Origin of the sequence: Pseudogemmobacter sp. W21_MBD1_M6 (assembly GCF_052119585.1) — a bacterium.
In the GTDB taxonomy this organism is placed as follows: Bacteria; Pseudomonadota; Alphaproteobacteria; order Rhodobacterales; family Rhodobacteraceae; genus JBGQOJ01.
On the sequence record NZ_JBGQOJ010000009.1, the window covers coordinates 117,369 to 138,743 of the forward strand.

General features: G+C 59.8%; 23 protein-coding genes. 9 read left to right on the forward strand and 14 right to left on the reverse strand.

The genetic code is table 11. The features are described from left to right. Positions 1-35: 35 nt before the first annotated feature. From ACEN2R_RS11380 to ACEN2R_RS11420, 9 genes are all read right to left on the reverse strand, one after another. The gene (locus tag ACEN2R_RS11380; RefSeq protein ID WP_047997990.1) at positions 36-548 is read right to left on the reverse strand and encodes a TlpA family protein disulfide reductase; all 513 of its coding nucleotides are present in this window, start codon (positions 546-548) and stop codon (positions 36-38) included. Next, the gene (locus ACEN2R_RS11385; RefSeq protein WP_093734045.1) at positions 545-1,141 is read right to left on the reverse strand and encodes a DsbE family thiol:disulfide interchange protein; all 597 of its coding nucleotides are present in this window, start codon (positions 1,139-1,141) and stop codon (positions 545-547) included. Before ACEN2R_RS11385 ends, ACEN2R_RS11380 begins: the two co-directional genes overlap by 4 nt. After that, positions 1,138-1,563, reverse strand: coding sequence for a c-type cytochrome (locus ACEN2R_RS11390; protein ID WP_037929512.1), 426 nt, complete (start codon positions 1,561-1,563; stop codon positions 1,138-1,140). Before ACEN2R_RS11390 ends, ACEN2R_RS11385 begins: the two co-directional genes overlap by 4 nt. 149 nt (positions 1,564-1,712) lie before the next feature. Further along, the gene (locus ACEN2R_RS11395) at positions 1,713-1,847 is read right to left on the reverse strand and encodes a hypothetical protein (RefSeq protein ID WP_007121580.1); all 135 of its coding nucleotides are present in this window, start codon (positions 1,845-1,847) and stop codon (positions 1,713-1,715) included. Between the two features lie 66 nt (positions 1,848-1,913). After that, positions 1,914-2,369, reverse strand: coding sequence for a DUF411 domain-containing protein (locus ACEN2R_RS11400; protein WP_093734044.1), 456 nt, complete (start codon positions 2,367-2,369; stop codon positions 1,914-1,916). 40 nt (positions 2,370-2,409) lie between these two features. After that, on the reverse strand, positions 2,410-3,849 hold the full coding sequence (locus ACEN2R_RS11405; RefSeq protein WP_442042254.1) for a multicopper oxidase family protein: 1,440 nt from the start codon (positions 3,847-3,849) through the stop codon (positions 2,410-2,412). A 90-nt stretch (positions 3,850-3,939) separates the two neighbouring features. Continuing rightward, entirely contained in the window at positions 3,940-4,293 is a 354-nt protein-coding gene (locus ACEN2R_RS11410) for a hypothetical protein (protein WP_442042256.1), read from the reverse strand. 211 nt (positions 4,294-4,504) lie between these two features. After that, positions 4,505-5,128, reverse strand: coding sequence for a transmembrane anchor protein (locus tag ACEN2R_RS11415; RefSeq protein WP_442042258.1), 624 nt, complete (start codon positions 5,126-5,128; stop codon positions 4,505-4,507). Positions 5,129-5,145: 17 nt separating this feature from the next. Continuing rightward, positions 5,146-5,874 carry a HupE/UreJ family protein gene (locus tag ACEN2R_RS11420; protein ID WP_114293651.1) on the reverse strand — a complete coding sequence of 243 codons (729 nt, stop codon included), beginning with the start codon at positions 5,872-5,874 and terminating at the stop codon, positions 5,146-5,148. A 501-nt stretch (positions 5,875-6,375) separates the two neighbouring features. Between ACEN2R_RS11420 and ACEN2R_RS11425 the strand changes: the two genes are divergently transcribed. After that, a complete protein-coding gene (locus ACEN2R_RS11425; RefSeq protein ID WP_007120627.1) occupies positions 6,376-6,636 on the forward strand; it encodes a metal-sensing transcriptional repressor in 261 nt (86 codons plus the stop codon). 8 nt (positions 6,637-6,644) lie between these two features. Next, positions 6,645-7,964, forward strand: a complete 1,320-nt coding sequence (locus ACEN2R_RS11430; RefSeq protein ID WP_442042260.1) for an MFS transporter — start codon at positions 6,645-6,647, stop codon at positions 7,962-7,964. A gap of 173 nt (positions 7,965-8,137) precedes the next feature. Here ACEN2R_RS11430 and ACEN2R_RS11435 read toward each other — a convergent pair whose 3' ends face one another. Then, positions 8,138-9,187, reverse strand: a complete 1,050-nt coding sequence (locus ACEN2R_RS11435; RefSeq protein ID WP_442042262.1) for a hypothetical protein — start codon at positions 9,185-9,187, stop codon at positions 8,138-8,140. Positions 9,188-9,430: 243 nt separating this feature from the next. Here ACEN2R_RS11435 and ACEN2R_RS11440 point away from each other — a divergent pair, with 243 nt between their 5' ends. The 7 genes from ACEN2R_RS11440 (at position 9,431) to ACEN2R_RS11470 (ending at position 17,420) form a co-directional block, all read left to right on the forward strand. Further along, entirely contained in the window at positions 9,431-10,315 is an 885-nt protein-coding gene (locus tag ACEN2R_RS11440; protein ID WP_442042264.1) for a recombinase family protein, read from the forward strand. A gap of 293 nt (positions 10,316-10,608) precedes the next feature. Continuing rightward, entirely contained in the window at positions 10,609-11,754 is a 1,146-nt protein-coding gene (gene repA / locus ACEN2R_RS11445) for a plasmid partitioning protein RepA (RefSeq protein WP_161489483.1), read from the forward strand. Then, positions 11,744-12,667: a ParB/RepB/Spo0J family partition protein gene (locus ACEN2R_RS11450; RefSeq protein WP_442042266.1), complete on the forward strand. Its 924-nt coding sequence runs from the start codon at positions 11,744-11,746 to the stop codon at positions 12,665-12,667. Before repA ends, ACEN2R_RS11450 begins: the two co-directional genes overlap by 11 nt. Before the next feature lie 203 nt (positions 12,668-12,870). Next, positions 12,871-14,004, forward strand: coding sequence for a helix-turn-helix domain-containing protein (locus tag ACEN2R_RS11455; protein WP_442042268.1), 1,134 nt, complete (start codon positions 12,871-12,873; stop codon positions 14,002-14,004). 113 nt (positions 14,005-14,117) lie between these two features. After that, positions 14,118-16,295: a ParB/RepB/Spo0J family partition protein gene (locus tag ACEN2R_RS11460; protein WP_442042270.1), complete on the forward strand. Its 2,178-nt coding sequence runs from the start codon at positions 14,118-14,120 to the stop codon at positions 16,293-16,295. A gap of 99 nt (positions 16,296-16,394) precedes the next feature. Continuing rightward, a complete protein-coding gene (locus ACEN2R_RS11465; protein ID WP_442042272.1) occupies positions 16,395-16,868 on the forward strand; it encodes a hypothetical protein in 474 nt (157 codons plus the stop codon). 387 nt (positions 16,869-17,255) lie between these two features. Continuing rightward, positions 17,256-17,420, forward strand: a complete 165-nt coding sequence (locus ACEN2R_RS11470; RefSeq protein ID WP_007803240.1) for a hypothetical protein — start codon at positions 17,256-17,258, stop codon at positions 17,418-17,420. A 254-nt stretch (positions 17,421-17,674) separates the two neighbouring features. On the opposite strand, the gene ACEN2R_RS11475 is transcribed toward ACEN2R_RS11470, so the two are convergent. The 4 genes from ACEN2R_RS11475 to ACEN2R_RS11490 form a co-directional block, all read right to left on the reverse strand. Next, positions 17,675-19,609 carry an NERD domain-containing protein gene (locus ACEN2R_RS11475; protein WP_442042274.1) on the reverse strand — a complete coding sequence of 645 codons (1,935 nt, stop codon included), beginning with the start codon at positions 19,607-19,609 and terminating at the stop codon, positions 17,675-17,677. A gap of 72 nt (positions 19,610-19,681) precedes the next feature. After that, on the reverse strand, positions 19,682-20,107 hold the full coding sequence (locus ACEN2R_RS11480; protein WP_442042276.1) for a hypothetical protein: 426 nt from the start codon (positions 20,105-20,107) through the stop codon (positions 19,682-19,684). Between the two features lie 23 nt (positions 20,108-20,130). Further along, on the reverse strand, positions 20,131-20,448 hold the full coding sequence (locus ACEN2R_RS11485; RefSeq protein WP_442042277.1) for a hypothetical protein: 318 nt from the start codon (positions 20,446-20,448) through the stop codon (positions 20,131-20,133). Then, a partial coding sequence (locus tag ACEN2R_RS11490; RefSeq protein ID WP_442042279.1) for a hypothetical protein occupies positions 20,448-21,375 on the reverse strand: 928 nt, incomplete at its 5' end. The genes ACEN2R_RS11485 and ACEN2R_RS11490, both read right to left, overlap by 1 nt.

Consider the following 21,375-nt stretch of genomic DNA (forward strand, 5'->3'; position numbering starts at 1 on the left):
AAGGTCAAAAGCGGGTGTTACTCTTTCGAAGGTACTCATTGGATGAACCCTTGCAAAAAGGACGCCATCTCGGGCTCGTCCCATTCGGCAGGGCCGACCAGCCGTCCCAGTTCCTGCCCCTGCGCGTCGATCAGGATCGTCGTCGGCAGGCCGACGGTGCGCAGCGCGGTCATCGACAGCATGGTCTTGTCGACATACATCTTGAGACTGCTGACACCGATCTCGTCGTAGAACCGCCGCACCACGGGCGACCCCGCCCTGTCGATGGACAGGGCGACAACCTCGAAGCGGTCGCTGCCAAGTTCCGCCTGGAGCGCATCCAGCGTCGGCATTTCCTCACGGCATGGCACGCACCAGGTGGCCCAGACGTTCAGGAGGATCACCTTGCCGCGAAAATCCTCCATGTCCCCACGGCTGCCGTCCTCGGTCTCGTAGCGCACATTGATCACCGGCTGCGGCGTGTCGTGCAGTGCGAAGCCTTGCGGCCCGGCAAACGCAGCGCCGACGGACAATGCCCAGACGAGCAGCGCCGTTTTTAGATATTTCATGGCGTTGGCTCCTTGCCAGCTTGGGTTTTCAGATCACGGACGATCGGCAAAAGGGTTTCCTCCAGAATCGCTCGCGTGATGGGGCCGACATGGCGGTAGGCAATGGCGCCGTCGGACGTGATGACATAGGTTTCGGGCACGCCGTAAACGCCCCATTCGATGCCAGCACGTCCGTCGATGTCGGCCCCGATGCGCGCGTAGGGATCGCCCAATTCGTCGAGCCAGGCGCGCGCCTGCTCGGGTGGGTCCTTGTAGTTGATCCCGTAGAGCGGCACCTCACCGGTGGCGCTCAGCTCCATGAACAGCGGGTGTTCGGCCCGACAGGGCACACACCACGAGGCAAAGACGTTCACCAGCGAGACATGGCCGATCAGGTCCTGCGTCGAAAGACCTTCCTCGCGGCCGAGCACCGGAGCAAGCGCAAACTCCGGCACAGGTTTGTCGAGAAGCGCCGATGGCAAGTCGTCGCCGCCCCTGAAAAGCCCCCAGCCGAACAAGACCATGAGGGCAAAAGCTATCAGCGGCACCAGCACAAACCCGGAGATCCTGCGCCGCGGTACGGGGTCGATTTTGCTGACGACCTCTTGCGTCATGGCTGCACCTGCTCATCCGCAAGGGTACGGCTTTCCTGCGAAGCGCGGATCCGATCGGGCCATGTGCTCTTGATGTAATCGATGATCGCCGTGATCTCTTCATCCGTCAGCACCTCCTTGAAACCGGGCATGTCGCTTTCATAGCCATTCCCGACAATCGCCGCCGTTCCGCGCTTCACGATGTCCAAAAGCACGCGGTCCGTATGGTGCCAAGTATGGCCCGAGGCGTCATGCGGCGGGGCAGGCAACCGGCCGTTCGGCAATCTGGAGCGCCAATCGGGCTGCCCCTCCAGGTTTGCGCCATGGCAACTGGCGCAATTCTCCTGATAAAGGCGTTCGCCCGCGAGCGAGTCATCCTGCGCCGAAACGGGCAAGACCGTTGCAGCCAGCAAAAGTGCTGCGAGCCTAATGGTAATTTTCATGTCGCTTGTGCCTTCTTCTGGCTATCCAAATACAACGAGAGTGCGACTATCGATGCCACGACAAGCAGGACGGACGCCCCCAGACCAATCCCCATCGACAACAGGCCGTCGCCGTTGCTGTCGCCCTCATTCCGCATCTTGGCGCATTTCTATTTTCCGCTGTCCGAGCGGATGTATTTGACCAAGGCGATTGCCGCGAGCACCAGCACCGCCACGATGAGTAACCAAACCAGTCCCATCGCGATCATCATGCCGCCACCCATCATTCCACCATCCATCATCATGCACTTCATCCTTTGTTTTCCCTTGAAACCGGTCAGGCACGGGATCGCACCAGACCGCGCAATTGATCATTCGACCGCATAGACGGTCGGGTTCACACCTTCTTCGACGGTGTAAATCTTGAACGGTTCCTGCTTCGCGCCCCCCATACCCGGCGATCCCAACGGCATGCCGGGAAGTGTCAGACCGGCGATGTCCGGGCGCTCATCAAGCAACTTGCTGACGACATCAATTGGCACATGACCGCTGACGACGTAGTCACCCAGAAAGGTCGTATGGCAGCCCTGGAAATCGTCCGGGATACCTGCATCACGGCTGATCTGAGCAAGATCATGGGTCGGCTTTACCTCGACCGTGAAGCCATTCTCGCGCAGGTAGTCCGCATAGCTCTCGCAGCATCCGCATTGCGGGTTCTTGTAGAGCGTGGCCTCTTGCGCTGCGGCAGGCGCGGCATTCAGGCTCATTGCAAAGACAGCGGCAGCACCTGCGGTGCCAAGACTGGCAAGTCCAATTAGTTTCTTCATCGGTTCTTTCCTTTCGTGGTGATCGTTACGTGAGATTGTTTCAGGTTTTGGTCGTGCCAGGATCGACACGTATGATGCCCATCATGCCGGCCGCCTGGTGTTCGAGGATGTGACAATGGAACATCCAGTCTCCCGGATTGTCCGCCACGAAGGCGATTTCGACCCGTTCCTCGGGTGCCAACAGGACGGTGTCCTGCCATTCGCGATGCCGTGTCGGTTGTCCGTTCCGTGCGATCACACGGAACGAATGTCCATGAAGATGCATCGGGTGATGCCACGCGGTGCGATTGTCCATCTGGAGCACATGCGACGTGCCCTGCTGCAGGAGCAGCAATGGATCCATCATGTGCCCCGTTGCTGCTTTGCCGTTGATGAACCACATGTTGCCTTCGCGCATCTGCTCCATCATGGACCCCATGCCGCCGCCCATCATCATCTGCCCCATCATGCCGCCGTTGAAGACGATCTGATGCCGCGTGGCGGCTTGCATATCGGGTTCGGCCAGCGGGTTGGGAGGCAGCGCCATCGACCAGTCCGGGACCGCGTCCCGTAACCGATCCGGCCCGTAGGCGAGATCGACCAGACGGTATTCCAGATCCCTGTAGAAGACATCGGTGATGGTCAGGCTCTCTCCGGGCTTGCCGATCATATCAATCACCAGATCGACACGCATGGCCGGACCGACCACCACGATGTCATCGACTGGTACATGAGGTGATACGGGTTGACCGTCCAGAGCGACCACGACCGGCGCAAGACCACTGAAATTCAGCCCGAAGATCCGGGCATTCGCCGCGTTGATCAACCGCAGGCGGATGCGTTCTCCGGATCGCACGGAGATGCGTTCCGGCATCTGGCCGTTGATGGTCACGGAATTGCCGATGCGGCCGCCGTGCATGGCGTCGTGACGGCTTCCGAAGTCCCCGGCAATCTGTCCTTCTCGGGTCATGCGCCAGTCGTCCAGCATCCAGGTCAGGTCGCGATCCACACGGATCGGGTCCGCCTCCTCGACGATCAGCGGCCCGTAAAGGCCGCGGCCGACCTGTTCCGAACTGCGCTGGTGCGGGTGATACCAGAACGTACCTGCGTCCAGCGCATCGAATTCGTAGAGAAACTCGCCACCGACCGGGATCGGGTCCTGTGTCAGGAACGGCACGCCGTCCATCGCATTGGGTGTGCGAATGCCATGCCAGTGGACCGTCGTCCCTTCATTTAGCCCGTTCTGGGCCAGAACCCGAATTCGGTCTCCCTGCCGCACCCGGATCTCGGGGCCGGGGAGGGATCCGTTGTAGCTCCAGACGTCGGTAGAGCCGTAGGGTGCCGGTCGCAGGGCGGCTTGTCCGGCCGCAGCGCGTAGCAAGAATGGGTCCTCTGTCGGACCTGCCATCGCTACTCGTGCCGGTGACAGAGCGGATATGGCCGTGAAAGCGGCACCGGTGCACAGCACGTGCCGCCGTGAAATCAGTCTGTTGAGGGTCATTACTTCTGCCTTGATCTGAAAGGGTCGCACTCAGCCAGCTTCGGCCAAGGCAACGGTCAGGCCCCGCAACAAGCGAGGCCGTTATCAGGTTCAGACAGGCAGCTTGGGAGGAAATGGATCAAGGGAGGGAACCGCGCCAATCAGGATCACAGGTCCCGCGACCGGGATGACAACACCGAAGGCCATCTCAAGCGTCATCGCTGACGTACGAGCTACGATACCGGCCGTACTTCCCGCGCCACAAGGGACTGTACACCCACCCTCGCAGGATATCCCGTCAGCAAATCCGATCGGATCGCATCCGCCGCAATGGTCGTCCCCGCTTTCGGCGCCCACCATCTGAGCCATTGCTGCCTCAGCCGCATTCACTGCCGATACATCCGGCGCAACCACGGCACCGAAGCTCAATGCAAGAATCAAAATGAGGCGGAAAACGCGGATCATGCGATCCTTATGCAAGCTTCCAGTAGGGGGAGGTCAAGAAGTATCCCGTAACATAGGCGTGACATTGCCACGCGGGTACTCACTGATTGGCCAAAAGATGCCCGAGGTTGATTTCAGGGGAAAATCGGAGGCGAGACTGCGGACTCATCCAAGGTCTTTTTCGGAGCCAGGCAACCACCCGCATCTTTTCATGCGGGTGGCTGCCCTTGTGTCAACTTGCGTCTTTGAATTCGGTGTATTCGCCGCGCACCTGGACAGTCACGGTTGCGGGCTGGCTGTCCCGATTCCGCCAGAACCATCCGTGTTCGCCGTCGAAGGCGGCGACGATCTCGCCTTCGTCGCCCGTCGAACCGCGGCCCTTTTCATAGGTCACCGAATTGCCGCCGCCGTGGCCGTGCATGTCAAAATTCACCCGACCGCCATCGACCAGCATTCGGTATTCCACCGTCTGGCCCTCTTCCATGACCAGCTTCCACTCGGCACTGTCGCCGGGTGCAAGCGTAAAGGTGGTTTCGTCACGCCAGATTTCGGCCTCCTGTGCATATGCCGTGCCGACAAAAAGTCCAAAGATATCGTTCATAAGGCTCGACTGCTCTTCGGCTTCGATCTCCAGCAGCCTGTCGGCTTCGGCCTCCTCCGCAAGCTGGGCTTTGATCTCACCCATCTCGCCCAGCCCGAGAACCCCGCCGATCCCGGTCGGGTCGATGTTGTATTCGGCAGGCAGCACGACGGTCACAAGGATCGCAACGGCGCTGGCCGCCGCAATGGCGGTGGAACGGATAAGCTGCGCGGAGCTGGGAAGCTCATCAAGGCTCGGTTTTTTTGCGTTAAACATTTTGGTCTCCTAAATTCTCAGGTGGCTACGAAGTAGCCGGTGATTTGCAGGCCCATGAGGATGAATCCCATGGACATCATGACGACGTTGGCGGTGTAGGCTTGGCGGAAGAAGTTTGGGGATTTCCGCCAGAACCCCATGACAATGAGGATCACGGCAAGCGCCATGATCTGGCCAAGCTCGACGCCCACGTTGAACGCCAGAAGATTGGCCAGCAGCCCGTCCGAAGCGATTTCATAGTCTAGGATTTTCGTGGCCAGGCCCGTGCCGTGGAAAAAGCCGAAGATCAACGTTGCGGCCTTGGTGTTCGGCTGGAACCCAAACCAGCGCTGATACGCCCCGAGATTATCGAGCGCCTTGTAGACGACCGAAAGGCCGATGATCGCGTCGATGATGTAGGCGTTGATGCCCCAGCCGAACCAGACACCGGCCAGCATCGTGGTCGAGTGCCCGAGGGCGAAGAGGCTGACATAGATGCCTACATCCTTCATCTTGTAGAGGAAGAAGACGACGCCGAGCAGGAACAGGATGTGATCGTATCCCGTGACCATGTGTTTGGCGCCGAGATACATGAAGGGGATGATGTTCACCCCCCAGATTTCCTGGATATAGCCTGCGTCACCTTCTGTGACGGCATGGGCAAGAGCGTTTTCCGCACCCAGGACGAGCGCCGAAAGGGCAATGAAGGACAGGATCACGATCCGGCGTATGCCGGGATCGGTCCAGCCCTGGTGGACTGTATTCATGGATTGAACTCCGCATATGTGTTGATGATCGAATGCAGCGCGCTGTTGGCACGCAGTCGATCAGACGCGCGGAGGTCTTTCGATTTGGTATGTCTGTAAGGTGTTCGACGTGGCCGAACTCAACGGCCATGCGGCTCTGTAAATATCGAGCGGGTGCGGCGATCGGTCGGGGCCAGGCACGACCGCCTGACTGTGATCGTGATCGACGCTGTCATGGCTGTGTCCATGCATGGCCCAAGCAAGGTCTTCTTCCAGTCCATGCGAATGACCGTGCTCAGCAACCATTTCTGCGTGCTCTTGAAGGACGCCGATGACTGAGGGTGCGTGCGAGGTTGCGGGCACCACAGACCAGAGGAGTACGGCCAAACATAAGAGTGTCGCAAACGCGGCGTTTACAATTGTCCTCAAGGTATCCATAGGATCTGCCCGTCTGCCCGTCTCTAGCGTGGTGCGTCGTGGCACCATCTTGTTCTATCCTCCCGGGGGGGATAGAACTACTTTATGACTAAACATCCAGTCCATGCAACCCATCCCGCCCTTGTCGCCCGGCTGAAACGCGCTGACGGCCATTTGCGCGCCGTGATCGAAATGATCGAGGCGGGCAAACCCTGTCTGGAGATTGCTCAGCAGATGCAAGCGGTCGAAAAGGCCGTGACGAACGCCAAGCGTGCGCTGATCCATGATCACATGGACCATTGTATCGATGTTGAAAGTTCTGAAACTGATCGCGCCGAGTTGCGGGCGATCGCCCGATATCTCTGAGGCTGACCATGCTCGATATTCTCTCCGACCGCACTTATCGGCACCTGTTTCTGGCACAGGTCGTAGCCCTTCTGGGTACCGGACTCGCCACAGTCGCACTCGGCCTGCTCGCCTTTGATCTTTCGGGCGACGGGGCGGCGCTGGTCCTCGGCACAGTCTTCACCATCAAGATGGTTGCTTATGTGGGCATCGCGCCCATTGCAGGGGCTTTCGCAGACCGCGTGCCGCGCCGCGCGCTTCTGGTGACGCTCGATCTGGTGCGTGCCGGTGTCGCGCTCGCACTGCCCTTCGTGACCGAGGTCTGGCAGGTCTACGTCTTGATCTTCCTTCTTCAATCGGCTTCCGCCGCCTTCACGCCGACCTTTCAGGCGACGATCCCGGACGTTCTGCCCGAAGAGGCGCGCTATACCCGCGCGCTGTCGCTGTCGCGGCTGGCCTACGATCTGGAAAACATCGTCAGCCCGACGCTGGCGGCCCTTCTGCTCGCGGTGATGTCCTACAATTCGCTTTTCCTCGGCACGGTCCTCGGTTTCGCCGCATCGGCCATTATGGTTGTTTCGGTCGTGCTGCCCAGTCCCCGCCCATCCGAGCCGCGCGGTGTCTATGACCGCACTACGCGCGGCATCCGCATCTATCTGGCCACGCCCCGCTTGCGCGGGCTCTTGGCATTGAACCTCGCGGCGGCGGCGGCAGGTGCGATGGTGCTGGTCAATACCGTCGTTCTTGTGCGCGGCTCGCTCGGCCTTTCGGAAAGTGCTCTGGCCTGGACGATGTTCGCCTTCGGCGCAGGGTCGATGATCGCCGCGCTGGTCCTGCCGCGTGTTCTCGATGTGTTGCCGGACCGGCCCGTGATGTTCGGCGGAGCCACGCTGATGGTGGCTACTCTGGTCGGTCTGGCGTTGACGGTCCTTGGAGCGGGCCTTGGCTGGTCCATCCTTCTGACAGCCTGGCTGCTGGTGGGGTTGGGGTATTCCACCGTTCTCACCCCCTCGGGCCGGTTGCTGCGCCGTTCCGCCCACGCCGGGGACCGCCCGGCACTCTTCGCGGCGCAATTCGCGCTGTCCCACGCCTGCTGGCTTGTGACCTATCCGCTGTCGGGATGGCTGCTGACGGTCTATGGTGTCGTTCCCGCACTGATCGGACTGGCCCTCATCGCCGCCTTCGGAATGCTCGCAGCGCTGAAACTCTGGCCGTCTGGCGATCCCGTTGAGCTTGAGCACACCCACGATAATTTGCCACTCGACCATCCCCACCTGAGGGGACATCGCAGGCACAGCCATGCCTTGATCATTGACGAGAGCCATCCTCGCTGGGCCACGCATTTATAGGCCGCAGCAAGAGACGAAGACTGGACACGGGCGGTTCGTTTTTATCCATGCGGACATTCGTGCTTCGAGCAAAATTCATCAAAGTGGGCTCGATGCGCGAATTCTCTGCAAGTTTGGCGGACAGAAGCGTTGACTCTAACATAAACTGTCGGCCCCCCGACAAAGAGCACGGCTTAAGTTGCGACCCTCCACATCCGATACCGCCCCTGCCCTGTCATCTCGTGGATCAGACCACGCGCTTCCATCCAAGCAAGGTTGCGCTGGACGGCAGCCCGGCTGGCGCCGATCAGGGCCTCGGCCATCGGAGCGGACACGAGCGGCCATTCGGTAAGTACCGCGCACAAGGCCGGGGGCGTGCGGCCGGAAAGCGGGCTCATCTCGGCTTCCGCCCTCGCCGACCATGCCTCGATATCATCGAGGTGACGCATTGCGGTCAGGCATGCGGTCTCCATCCCGTCAAGCCAACGAGACAGACGATCAGTGGGTGGGCCACCGGAGCGCAATCCTCCTGCCCCGCCCATGGCCAAAGGCGCGAAGAGCGCCCCCTTGCCCTCACTGGCCACGATCCGTGCGGCTGTGACCGCCGCTTCCATCCGGTCGCCGTGCTGCCCGAGGCCCGCGAGACTCCAGAGATGGAAGCCCATGCAAGCGCGCGTGATTGGGTGAAGATCGGCGGCTTGCGCCATGAGATCGAGCCAACCGCCCGCGCGATCCGCGAACGGTTCGGCTTCAACGCCGAGGTTCTCGGGGTCGCGGCGGTCGAGGAAGGCGGACAGGTCCACTTCCGGTCCAGGGCCGCCTGTAAGACGCCGCACTGCCCATCCGACACGCGCGAGCGCCGCGGCGTCGTCCTGCACGCCGGACAAGCGCATGGATTTCCAGAGCGCCATCCGATCCGGGCCAATTCGGTCGCCTACAAACCAGCTGAGGTCTGCCGCCTCAATCAGCGCGAGCCTGTGCCGCCAACCTTTCGGGCCACGGCGCAGCCGGTCGTCCAGCGCGCCGATCCGGCCAGCCACACGGGCGAGACGCGCGGCATTGCCCGCCTCTGCCTTCCGCCAATCGTCGAGGACTGCGGTTTCACGAAGCTCTGCTCTAGGTCCGGGCGGCAGATAATCTGGCTCCTCATCCATCGGACCGGGCAGGAACCACAGGTCGTCCTCAGACGTCTCTTCAAGCCCCTCCGCATCCACAAGAGGATCGTAAAAAATATCATACTGCATAGATACTTGAGTCTTCATGTATGCAAAATACGGCACTTTTGCATTTTACCAAAGTGTTTTGTCAGAGTGCGCCTGCACACCTTATATAGCACGGGCGCGCGATGGTCTGCGAGAGCTCGCTGATCGCGCTCAGCGTATGGAACCAAGGGTTCTCTGCTGAGCAGCGCCACAGTGCACGCCCTTGCATTCGTTTACAAACGGTCGTTTAGTAATGATATACGAAACTGCAAAAGGCCAGTTTTGATGCCATTGATAGGCTACGCGCGCGTTTCAACAGAGGATCAAACCCCCCTGCCCCAGTCGCAGGCCCTGAAATCAGTTGGCTGCGCCGAGATCCATGAAGAACAGGCCTCTGGCGGCAATCGTGCGCGGCCAGTCCTCGCGCGGGTGCTGGAGCGCGTGGCCAAGGGCGACACGCTGGTCGTCGTTCGGATCGACCGCCTGGCGCGGTCGTTGTCGCATCTGCTGGAGGTGATCGAGCGACTCGAGGCCAAGGGTGCTTTCTTTCGTTCCATTCAAGACCCCATCGACACCGGATCCCCGCAGGGCAAGTTCACTTTGCAAGTGCTGGGGGCTGCGGCCGAGTTTGAGCGCGCCCTTATCCGGGAACGAACCAAGGCCGGCCTCGCCAGCGCGCGCACAAAGGGCCGCGTGGGCGGGAACCCTGGGCTGCGGGCCAAAGACCCAGCCGCTCTTCGCAAGGTGCGGCTGGCGCGACAGGACGGCTACATGGAGCGTCTGAACGAGACGGCACAAGATTGGGTGCCCCATGTGCGCCGATTGCGCCCCGACTTGGCCTGGGAAGACGTTGTGCGCATCATCAACGGCCCCTTGCCCGAGGCGCGTCGCTGGACCCAAAGCCGTCTCTTGCGCGCTGTGAAGGCCTATGTCCGCGACGGCTTCCTGCCTGCCGAGGTGCTGGCCCGCGCCGGGCGCCGCGAAATGGACGACCGCCTGCCCGCCATCATTGCAGGTATCAAGGGCGCAGATCCCAACATCACGCTTCAGGCGATCTGTGATCGGCTGCAGGCGATGCGCGAACGCACGCCCCGCGGGCGCACAAGCTGGCAGCCGTCATCGGTCAAGATGCTGTTGGAACGGGCCGAGAGGCTGGGCTTGCTCGACTGAGATCCCCGAGAATCGCCCATCCGATTCTGCCGGCTGATTTCTGTACGCACTCACAATACATCTTGTGGTCACTTTATAGCTGGCAACGAGGTGTTGAAGTATAGTGAGAGCGTAGTCGCCCAAGACGCTGATTTTTAACAGTTTACCGTCGACAGAAATCGGTGCCTTCAACGCCCCCAGGCCGTTCAACGGTTTGGTCTGGATTTATCCACAATATCTGTTAAGCTTTGCAAAACAATAAAGACTTGAGGGCAGTGATGAACGGGATACGGGCCTCCCAGAGATTTGAAGTCATGTCCAAGCGACTTGGTAGTCGGTTGCGTGAACATGCGCAGGAAACCTTCCCACCGGACGCTCAGAAGGGCCTCCGCCGCTTCGCCATGCGGGAAGCGGCTGAACTTCTTCGCATTAATCAGAACACCTTCCGCCATCATGTGTCAAACCTCGAAGGCTTCCCCGAAGGTGTTCTGGAGGGCGGCAACCGCCGTAGCTTCTCTGCAGAGGAGATGGTCGAGGCACAACGCGTACTTCTCGAGACTGGAAGGATCAAGCCAGAAGAACACCCGCACAGAAGACCGGGAGAGGCTTGTCAGGTCTTGACGATCTTCAACCTGAAGGGTGGTTCGGCCAAGACGTCATCTGTTGCCCATGTAGGGCAACTACTGGGTCTGCGCGGCTACCGGGTCTTGCTGATCGACCTCGACAGCCAGGCAAGTCTGACAAACCTGTTCGGGGTTACTCCCGAGCTCGATCCGGATATGCCGACTTCATACGATCTTATCCGATCCGACGATCCATTGCCCGCAGCAGAGATCATTCGCAAAACGAACTTCCCGACCGTGGATCTGATCCCGGCATCCATGGACATCATGGAGTACGAGTTCGAGGTCGCCTTGAGCTTCAGACACGGCGCCACCACGTTCCATAGCCGCATCCGGGAAGCGCTTGAGCCCGTCCTCAACCGATATGATGTGGTGATATTTGACACCCCACCGCAGCTGAACTTCTCTGTGATCTCTGCCCTCTTTGCATCGACCGGGGTCCTGATCCCGCTCAACGCGTCGATGCTCGATGTCATGTCGCTGGCGAGCTTTCTGGGCATGGCGAGCAACCTGATGGGCGTCGTCGAGGCACACGCCCCGGAACATGGACTGAACTTCGTGCGAGTTCTGATCACACGCTACGAAAATACGGATGGTCCGCAGGTGCAGATTTCGTCTCTGCTTCGGACAGTCCTCGGGGATGCCGTGCTGTCTGCCGAGTTCCTGAAATCAACAGCCGTGGGTGATGCTGCGAACACCCAGCAGAGCATCTTCGAGGTCGAACCTCGCGACGTGAACCGCAGAACTTACGAGCGCGCGATCGAGTCCGTCTCGCGCGTGACCGACGAAGTCGAACGCGAAATCCTGAAAGCATGGGGGCGTAGCCATGGCGCGTAAGGTCTTCGGGGACTCACTCAAGAACGCGATGGGCAAAACGCCGCCTTCGGACGACGACCTGGATGTGAAGCGAACGAGCCCGACTGTAGCTCGCGCACAAGCATCCGTGCTCGAAGAGGATAAACACGCCACGCGGCTGATCGACCCGACCGCCATACAGATGTCCGCGGTCATGGACCGCATAGATCCAAGCGATGGTCTGGATGAGCTTGTCTCGTCGATCCGCGAGCACGGTCAAAAGGTTCCAGTGCTGGTTCGCCGAACCCAAGACGGTGCGCTTGAGATCGTCTATGGACGCCGTCGGCTTCTCGCTTGTCGTCAACTTGGTCAGAAAGTGCGCGCGACGGTCATGGAGATGACCGACGAGGAAGCTCTCATTGCCCAAGGCGTAGAGAATAATGCGCGTCAAGACCCATCGTTCATCGAAAGGGCTCTGTTTGTCGCCGGGATCATTCGAGAACTTGGGAAAACCGACGAAACGCGCAAAAACGCTCAAACGATCGCGTATCGGGCACTTCAGATCGATGAATCGCTCGTCTCGCGGATGAACCGTATCGCTACGGGCATCCCGATGGAACTGATCCAGGCTATCGGACCTGCACACGGCGTTGGTCGACGGGTTTGGGAAAAGCTTTTCAGGCTTTGCGAGAAAGACGTCGCGAGAGCCCGAGAAGTTGCCGGCGAAATTCCTCGCAACAAACCGGGCCCCGACCGTCTCGAAGCGGCGGTTACCTTGCTGACAGCCACCAAACCTTCGACGCAGAAGACACATCCCAGCGAGCGCGTGAAGATCGGCCGAAAGGGCAACCGCATCACCATCGATGTGGACGCTGATCTTGTCCCTCGCGTTGAGGAGGCAGTCCGGAAACTGGTCACGGAGCTTCTTGACCGCGGTCAAGACAGGCCAGAGTGACGACCCCGTGTCTTGACCGCGGTCAAGACATCAAAAGCAACGAGCAGAAAATGAAAGGAGGACCGGCTAGAAAAAGAAAGACCCCCCGAAAGCGGTGCTTCCGAAGGGCCTCAATCAGTCTCGACACCTGATTGATACCCCCAAAACGAATCGATTTCAACACCGCTCGCGGTGAACTGGGAAGCTTTTTCTTCCGAAACACCATGAGACATGCAACTGAAACAACAACCGCCCTGGCGGAACGGACATCTCTGCCCTGCCCTAACCCCTATGAGCTTCTGGGCCCGGTTCGCGTTCTGAGGAAGGAGCTCGGTCTCACAACCAATGATCTCGCCGTTCTGACCGCGCTCATTAGCTTCCTACCCCGCAAAGAACGTGAGATTCAGGCCAGCCCGCGACTTACGCTCACTGTCGTGTTCCCATCGAACGCTTCTCTGTCAGAGCGCGCCAATGGACTCGATGAGAGAACACTTCGACGCAGCCTGGGACGACTCTCAGCTGCTGAACTGATCGAACGCAAGAACTCAGCAAATGGCAAACGCTTCCCGCTGCGGTATGGAGGCGTTATCAGAGATGCCTTCGGTATCGACCTGAAGCCCTTAATCCAGAGGTACGGCTCGCTCGCGACACAAGCCTTGCAGCTCACCGAAGACCGCGAGCGCTTGCGATCACTGAAGGCTGAGGCATTGGCCCTACGTGCTTCGCTACTCCAACAGACACGCTTCGATGAAGCAAAGTTCTCTACCCTCAACATAATCAGAAATGTCCTGCGGCGAGCAACATTAACCGTTGATGCAGTCCTGAGCGTTATCTCGGAACTTAGAGCCCTCGGAGCCAATACCGACGCAAGCTACGGTGAACACCATGCCACAGGAAAAGCTGGTACCGAAGATAATTTACAAGCTGTCGAACACCGACCTCATACACCAGGTTCCAACGATCTGCCCGCCACAAACGGACAAAATGTCCGGCACATAGAGTCTATAAAAAAAGATATTAAAAAGATTGCTCCCGCTACGGTCAATCGCGGTGAACAACCCGCACAAACCAAACCCACGATGAACCGAGACCCAGCACGGATGGCATGGGAAGACTTCACCCATGTTGCGGGATTTTTCCCAGAACCGCCGCGTACAAGAGAAGCCCTCACCCGCATTCTATACGACCTCGGTCGATTGCTTAGAATAAGCCAAGACGAACTGCGGCATGGCATCCAGAAAGCTGGCGCAGGAAAACTGCTTCTCGTCTTCGACTACCTGATAGCAAGAGCAGACACGATCAAACATCCTGACGCCTATTTTGAAAGGATCCTACGCACACAACTAGCTCCCACATGAGCTTCTTGACCGCGGTCAAGAACCACCCTGAGAGGAAAAGGAGTGTTGGTTTGAGGGTGACGGGAAGTGAAATCGGGAGAGTGGCTTCCGGCGCCCGTCATGGAGAATACCTGATGACCAAAGCTGTCCAGAAAATCACCCTGTCCCCTTCGCGGGATATCCCTTTTGACAAGTTGGTCCTGAGCCAGTCCAACGTACGGCGCATCAAAGCTGGCGTGTCCGTCGAGGAACTGGCCGAAGACATCGCTCGCCGCGGTCTGTTGCAGAGCCTAAGCGTGCGGCCCGTGTTGGCTGACGATGGTACCGAGATCGGCAAGTTCGAGATCCCGGCCGGGGGGCGCCGGTTTCAAGCATTGTCCTTGCTGGTGAAGCAAAAGCGTTTGGCAAAGACCACGCCCATTCCCTGCATCGTGCGCGATGCTGCGTCCGACATCTTGGCCGAGGACGATTCCCTTGCGGAAAACATGCAGCGCGTCGCCCTGCACCCGCTCGACCAGTTCCGCGCATTTGTGGCGCTGCGGGACAAGGGCCAGAGCGACGCAGAGATTGCTGCCGCCTTCTTCGTGACGCCGCAGATCGTGAAGCAGCGCTTGAAACTTGCCTCCGTCGCCCCTGCCCTGCTTGAGATCTATGCCGAGGATGGCATGACGCTGGAGCAGCTCATGGCCTTCACCGTGAACCCTGATCACGCGCGTCAGGTTCAGGTCTGGGATGTGATCCATTCTTCCTGGAACAAGGAGCCATTCCAGATTCGGCGCATGCTGACCGAGACCTCGGTCCGGGCGTCCGACCGGCGCGCGGTCTTTGTGGGTGTTGAGGCCTATGAAGCGGCGGGCGGCACGATGCTGCATGACCTCTTCCAGGGCGATGACGGTGGCTGGCTCGAAGACCCTGCCCTGCTCGATCGGCTGGTGACGGAAAAACTCCAGGCCGAGGCTGAGACGGTTGCGGTTGAGGGCTGGAAGTGGATCGAGGTCGCACTCGACCTGCCCTACGGCTACAGCCACGGGCTGCGGTCTCTGTCTGGTGATCCGGCACCGATGACGGATGACGAAGGTGCGGCCCATGCCAAGCTGCTCGTCGAGTACCGAGCGCTCGAGGAGGAATACGCGGATCAGGATGACATCCCCGACGAGATCGACACGCGGCTTGGCGTTTTGGAAGCGGAGATGGAAAAGATCGAGACCCGGCCATTGATCTTCGATCCCTTGGAAATCGGACGGGCAGGGGCGTTCGTCACGCTCGACCGCTACGGCGCGCTGGCAGTTTATCGCGGCTATGTGCGCCCAGAGGATGAGCCCGTTGACGAGACCGCGGTCCAGGATGGTGCTGATCCTGCGGTGGCGGGGCAGGGGGATGATCGTGATCTCACCGATGGCTATGACAGTGCCGCTCATGCCGGAACCGTCATCATGTCGGGTGGCCAGCCGATTGGCGGCGATCTGCCGGAGGATGAGGATGACGGAGCGCTGAAGCCACTGCCCGAGCGGTTGGTCATGGAGTTGACGGCCCATCGGACGCTTGCGCTACGTGAAGCGATCGGGCGCTCGCCGGATGTCGCGCTGACGCTGCTGCTTCTGAAGCTGGTGACGGACACCTTCCGCACCTCCTCTGCTTCGGGCAGCTGTCTCGAAGCATCCGTGCGTCAGGTCTATATGTCGGCGCAGGCGCCCGATCTGAAAGACAGCGTAGTGGCCAAGCTCGTCGACGAGCGTCATGCGGAATGGGAAGCCGATCTGCCGCTTGGCGATGATGCAGCGCTCTGGGACTATCTGACGGTCCTCGATCAGGGCAGTCGGTTGGCCTTGCTGGCGCATTGCCTCAGCTTCGGCGTCAACGCGCTGCATGAGAAGGTGAACCCGTACGGGGCAGGCATTTCCGCTGGCGGTCTGACCCGGCGGATGGCGCATTCCGATCTCGTGGCGCGTGCCACAGATCTCGACATGGTCGAGGCGGGCTGGGAACCGACCGTCGACACCTATCTCAACCGCGTGCCCAAGGCCCGTATCCTCGAGGCCGTGCGCGAGGCGAAAGGGGAGGGGACTGCCCAACTCCTCGATCACCTGAAGAAAGGCGAGATGGCCAGTGAGGCCGAGCGCTTGCTGAAGGGCAGCGGCTGGTTGCCCGAGGTCCTGCGCCGGAACGATCTCGTGGCGCTGGACGATGAGGACTGTGCCGAAGGGCAGGGGGTGGATGTCGATGTGGCTGACAGCGTCAGTGAGGCTGACCTTCCTGCATTCCTGACGGATGACCTGCCTGCTGAAGGCGCGTCGATGCTGGCCGCAGAGTAACGTGTTCCAGCAGGGGGCGGGGATTCCGCCCCCAATCACCCTATAGTGTAACAATATCAATAAGATGAGTGCGATTACTCGCATTCGGAATGAGGAATCATGTCTGCAACAACCATCATCGACACAGCCCCCCTCGGGGTGCTCATTCGCTACACTGACGGCAGCCCCAAGCCACCGGCACGCTTCACGAAGAAGCTCGCAGCTTGGGAGCGCTCGAACGGTGTCGGCCGTCTTGTGAAAAAGGAACCACCCCGGCCTTACGCGACCTGGACGGCTCCCGCGTCGTTCACGCTGCATGAGGGCAACTTCTCCTCGGACGGAGTGATCCTCGTCACCATCATGCGCAGCCATTCCGCTGACAGCGCCCTCGTCTTCGAGGTGGCCGAAGAACCGAAGCCAGGGCAGGTGCGCGTGCTCCTCGACTTCAGCGGCAACACCGAGCTGCTGCATCTGGCGGAATCCATCACCGCGGCCGAGCTTTGGATCGCCAAGGAAGGATACCGCAATGCGCGACTTGAAATCGTCGGCGATGAAGAGGGCGAAAGGGCAGGGGGCGCGGACCTGGCCGCCTGAGCCCAACTGAAACCGAGGGGCCCGTCCAAGCGCGGGCCTCTCAACCATCACAACCTTGTCCTTTGAGTTCGCGGGGCGCCAAAGGAACCATCCCCAAGGAAGGACGTCTTCAACCAAGCGCCTGCCCGGGAGGCTGGCGGCGTTCCAAACATCAGCGGGACAACCGGCTCCTGACGTTGGGGGACCATCCCCCGCTCGCCATTCCCTTCCTTGGCCCGAATCCCGTCTTCGAGATCAACCCGCGAGGGGTCGGACTACGGGCAAGCCCGTGCCGCCGGATGGATTCGGACGAGCCGAACGCACCCGGTGATGTCAGCCAGTATTCGGGCCTTCGAGGTCCTGTCGCGCGGGGGATGGTCCCCCGCCTCCAAGACAGGAGCCAAACAGATGTCCCGCAAAGATGCACACGCCTTCGCCGCCTCCCTCGCCGCCACGCTCATGGTCTCGATCGTCGTCTTCCAGGCTGGAGATGGAACCTTCGGCGCCGTCCCCGCCGATGAAATCGACGGTGACGAGGTCGTGATCGTCTCGGAGTACGATCCCTTCGGGTGAGGCTTTGGCCTCACTTCCCGAGGGTCCGGGAACGGCGCAGCTGCGCCGCCGGGCCTAACGGCGGCCGCATGGTTGGCGATGTCGATCTGAGGAACGCTGGTGTACCACCTGATGCAGATCGTCGTGCGCATAGGGCGGAAAGCTGACGGACGGCAGTACAGTGTGGCGGCTGCGGCAATTCCGTCGAAGCGGTCGTTATGTACGTCGCAGCTGAGGGCCTGCCCTGCGCCCTGCTGTGGGCCACTGCGCAGATTCTAGGTGCCACCATGCGCGTGCGGTCGGGCCATGTCTTCGAAGATCGGCCAAGTCCTTCCATAATCGGCTAGTTGAGGAGCTGAGCAAACCACGGTGATGCAGCTACCGCGTACATCCCGCTTCAGCCGCGTAATCGCCGCATAGGCCCCAGCCAGATCCTCGGATCGGATGGCCTTGTTCAGATGCAGGACCAACATGCGGCTTTCCCACCCCTTGAAGCTGTGAATGGTGGCGGCCTTGACGCGTGGCTGGCCCAGAAAGAAAGCCATCTTTCGACGATCCTGCTCGAGCTTGCCTTCCGCAAAGATATGCGTGCATGAAACCCCGTAGGGCTCACGATCCAGCTCTTCAACGATCTGCCGCCCCACTTCATGGCTGCCGGACAGCAGGACAATATCCGAATTCGCCAGACCGGAGGCCAGGCCGGTCCGCTTCATCAGATTCAAGACAGAATTGACGCAGGCGTTTACTGCTTCTTGCTCATCACACTGGATCCATCGCAACTCACAAGGATAGTAATCAAGCTCGTCATTCTCCGGTTCAGGGATGATGCGGGTCGCCTCGGGCAAGAGCCGCCTAGCGAAGTCCTGGCTGAGTGCCAAAAGTTTCGGCGGAAGCCGATAGCTAATATCCAGTGTCGCCCACTCGCCCGCGAATCCCGCCCCCGTCATCGCGACCTCCGTCCAGCTTTGCGCTGATCCGTATAGGTCTTGCGAACTATCAGCCACAAGTAAAGCCTCTCCGTCGGGCCGTAGCCCCGCACGCAGCGCATTCCACCAGAGGGGTAGGTAATCCTGCCCCTCATCCACCAAAAGCGCATCGTATTTCTCTTCATCCGTCAAGGCAGCCGCAGCTTTTCGCGCAAGCGTTGGTACCTTATCATTCAAGATCGGCGGCAAAATAGGCTGCAATCTTCTCTGTTCCTCCCGCGCGGGCAACTTCATTTTCTTAATCTTTGCGACCGGCTCCATAATCTCGGCGTAGTCATCGCTGAAGGTTTCAGAGATCTGGCATGTGTCCCGGCACCAATTATGAAAATGCGTGAAGGTCAAAGTACCACCGCGCCGCCCCCCCTTGCGCGCCCGCACCACCAGATCGCGCAGGTAGTGCCAAAGCGTCATATTGAAGGTGACAACCAGCACATCTTTGCCCTCATCAACCAGCTTGGCCGCCTTTGCAGCTAGGACCAAGGACTTCCCCGAACCAGCAGCCCCCTTAAGGCGCCGATAGCCACTTTTTGTCCGTGTTTGCGCCAGTTCGCGCTGCTTTTGATCCATTTCCAGTGGCAATCTCTGGGCCTGAGAGAAGTCGGGTTCGACCAACCACCCCCGCAGATCGTCTGCCAGATCGGGGCGCAGATAGGATTTGCCTTTGCGGGTCAGGAGGGGAAGGAGCGTTTCAACGCAGCCCTCATCCAGCTCACGACGGCCGATGACGGGCCAGTACTCATGGCGCCTGTCTTGCTCTCCCGGGCGCAAGAACGGCTCTTGCAGTTGCAGGACCTTGCCCCGGTCTGCCGCGGTGAAAGCGAGGCCTGCATTGATCGCCCCGAAGCCGTACTTCTCTGCCAAACGCGGGCAATAGACTGAGTAGATCGCTTCCTTGTAGCGCCTGATTTTCGCGAAAGGGTTTTCTACGCGAAAATCACGCCCATCCGCCCCGGTCGCATAAAGCTCTTTCCGCCCACTTCTGTGTTCTTTGACAAAATAGCGCATAGCATCAAGGTTCCAGTCTTTCACCTCGATGACACCGATCCCCAAATTCGGCTCAAGCAGAACGAAATCAGGCTTCAGCCCGTTAAAATGCGGCTGAAGATAAATTTCCCACTCTGGAGGCAACTTGTCATCCAACATGTCAAGCACCCGCAGTTCGCCAGCCGTCAAGGGTTGGCGCAAGTGGAGGTGCTGATCGCGAGGCGGTTCGATAATGCGCATGGCTGCTCTCTTAAGGACGTAGTTCGTCAGAACTATGGTGGGAAATATCGGAGCAACACACGGTGGCGCCGCTCAAGCAGCGGCGACAAGGGCACCGTTTACGCAAGTTAGCCGTCCAGAAGAGCTACTCAGTCGCGCTGGTCGACTCAGAATGGCCGCCATCTCGGCCGCGATAAGCGCAGCGCCTTCGAAGAAGTCGTTCACGCTTGCTTTGGCGGTAAACTCTAGAAACTGCCTTCCCTTCGCATCCTCATCCAACCAAAGATCCACCTGCGGACCCGCCAGGCTTTCGACACTGACCGCCATAGCCTCAATAAGACGCCCAGGATTCGGAAAAACGGGCCTTCCCCAACCATCTCCTGCCGTTGCTGTTTTCAAGGCGCCACCCGTCTGGCCATAGGTCAAGCGCAACAGCGTGTATTTGCCTACTTCGATGCGCCATTGGCGCTTTGCATGGTGAAACTTGGTCGAATCAACAATGCGAACATGCTGGGTCATTATGAAATCTCCACGCTAGGAATTTAATGATATTTGAACGAGGGGCGGCGTCGGCTGCTGACAAGACGGCGTGCGCTGGCATGGTAGCAGGTCACCACCTCGCCCTCATCGCTCACCACCGCTTGCAGCCGCGCAAGACTGCGCAATGTTCCCTCAGGTGCGCCTTCTGCTGCCAATCTGCGCAGGTCCGCTCTTGACAGTTGAACATAAAAGCAGCCTTGGCCCGCATTGTAGGTTCTGCCATGTTCGAGCAGAATGCGCATGGCTTCTGCAGAGACTCCGCGCTGCGCGAGACGGCATATGGCATGCCGGCTGTAGCGATAGGCTGCTTGTACCTGCATTACTCAGCCCCCTTGTCAAAGGCCCGCTTGCTGGCCTGACGATGCCGCTCCAGCTCTAGTAAACGCGCGACCTGTTTTGCCTGTGCTTCTTCGGCCGGATCCGGTTTGCCGAAGAGGTGGAAGTAATAGGGGGAACAACCCTCCTTCAGCGCACGCTTTGCGTTGAAGGTATCGGCATAGACGGCATCGCGCTCCTCGGCAGAAAGACCTTCTGCAACATGTCCCTCCGGCTCAAAGTAGCGCGCGGCCAAGACCTGATACTCTTCGTCCAGCTCAGGGTTGTCGGTCGCATAGGCCGCTTGCCAGGCAGACAGTTTCCGCAAACTTTCCTGACGTTGCTCTGCCAACTTCGCGTCCCGGGCATTCTCCTGGCGCAAAACCTCCTCGACGACCGCCCGCATTCCGAAACGCTCCAGGGTCTCGCGCGCCGGCAGGCGCAGCCGACCGGTCGTAAAATCAGAAACCCTCTTTGCATCTTCTTCTGCAAGAAGGGACAGGATTTCAGGGTCGGCGTTGAAGCCGACGGCCTTCAATGGTGTTCCGGCATCCGGTTCGTACATGGATGTCGCATCCACGATCCCCTTGAGGTCTTGACACAGCCGCCGCAGCGCCACCGCGAAAAGGTTGCGAGGCGCAGCGTCCCGAGGATCTGCCGCAATGCCGAAGCATTTACGCTGGTCAGCGGCGCGCTGATCAAGGTCAAATCCTTCCGCTTCCTCAGCATTTCCGCCGATGTGCACATTCAGACCGGCCTTCTTTGCAGCCCGCCACGCGTCCAGATCCTGCTCCGGGACCCGAAGGGCATGGCCGGCCAGGATGGAGAAGAGAACGGGGGCAATCTCGATAATGTCGCGCTGCGTCACCGCGTAGCGCAACCCCATCACCTCGAAGGCATTGTACGAGGCAACCGAAACAGAGGCGTAGATG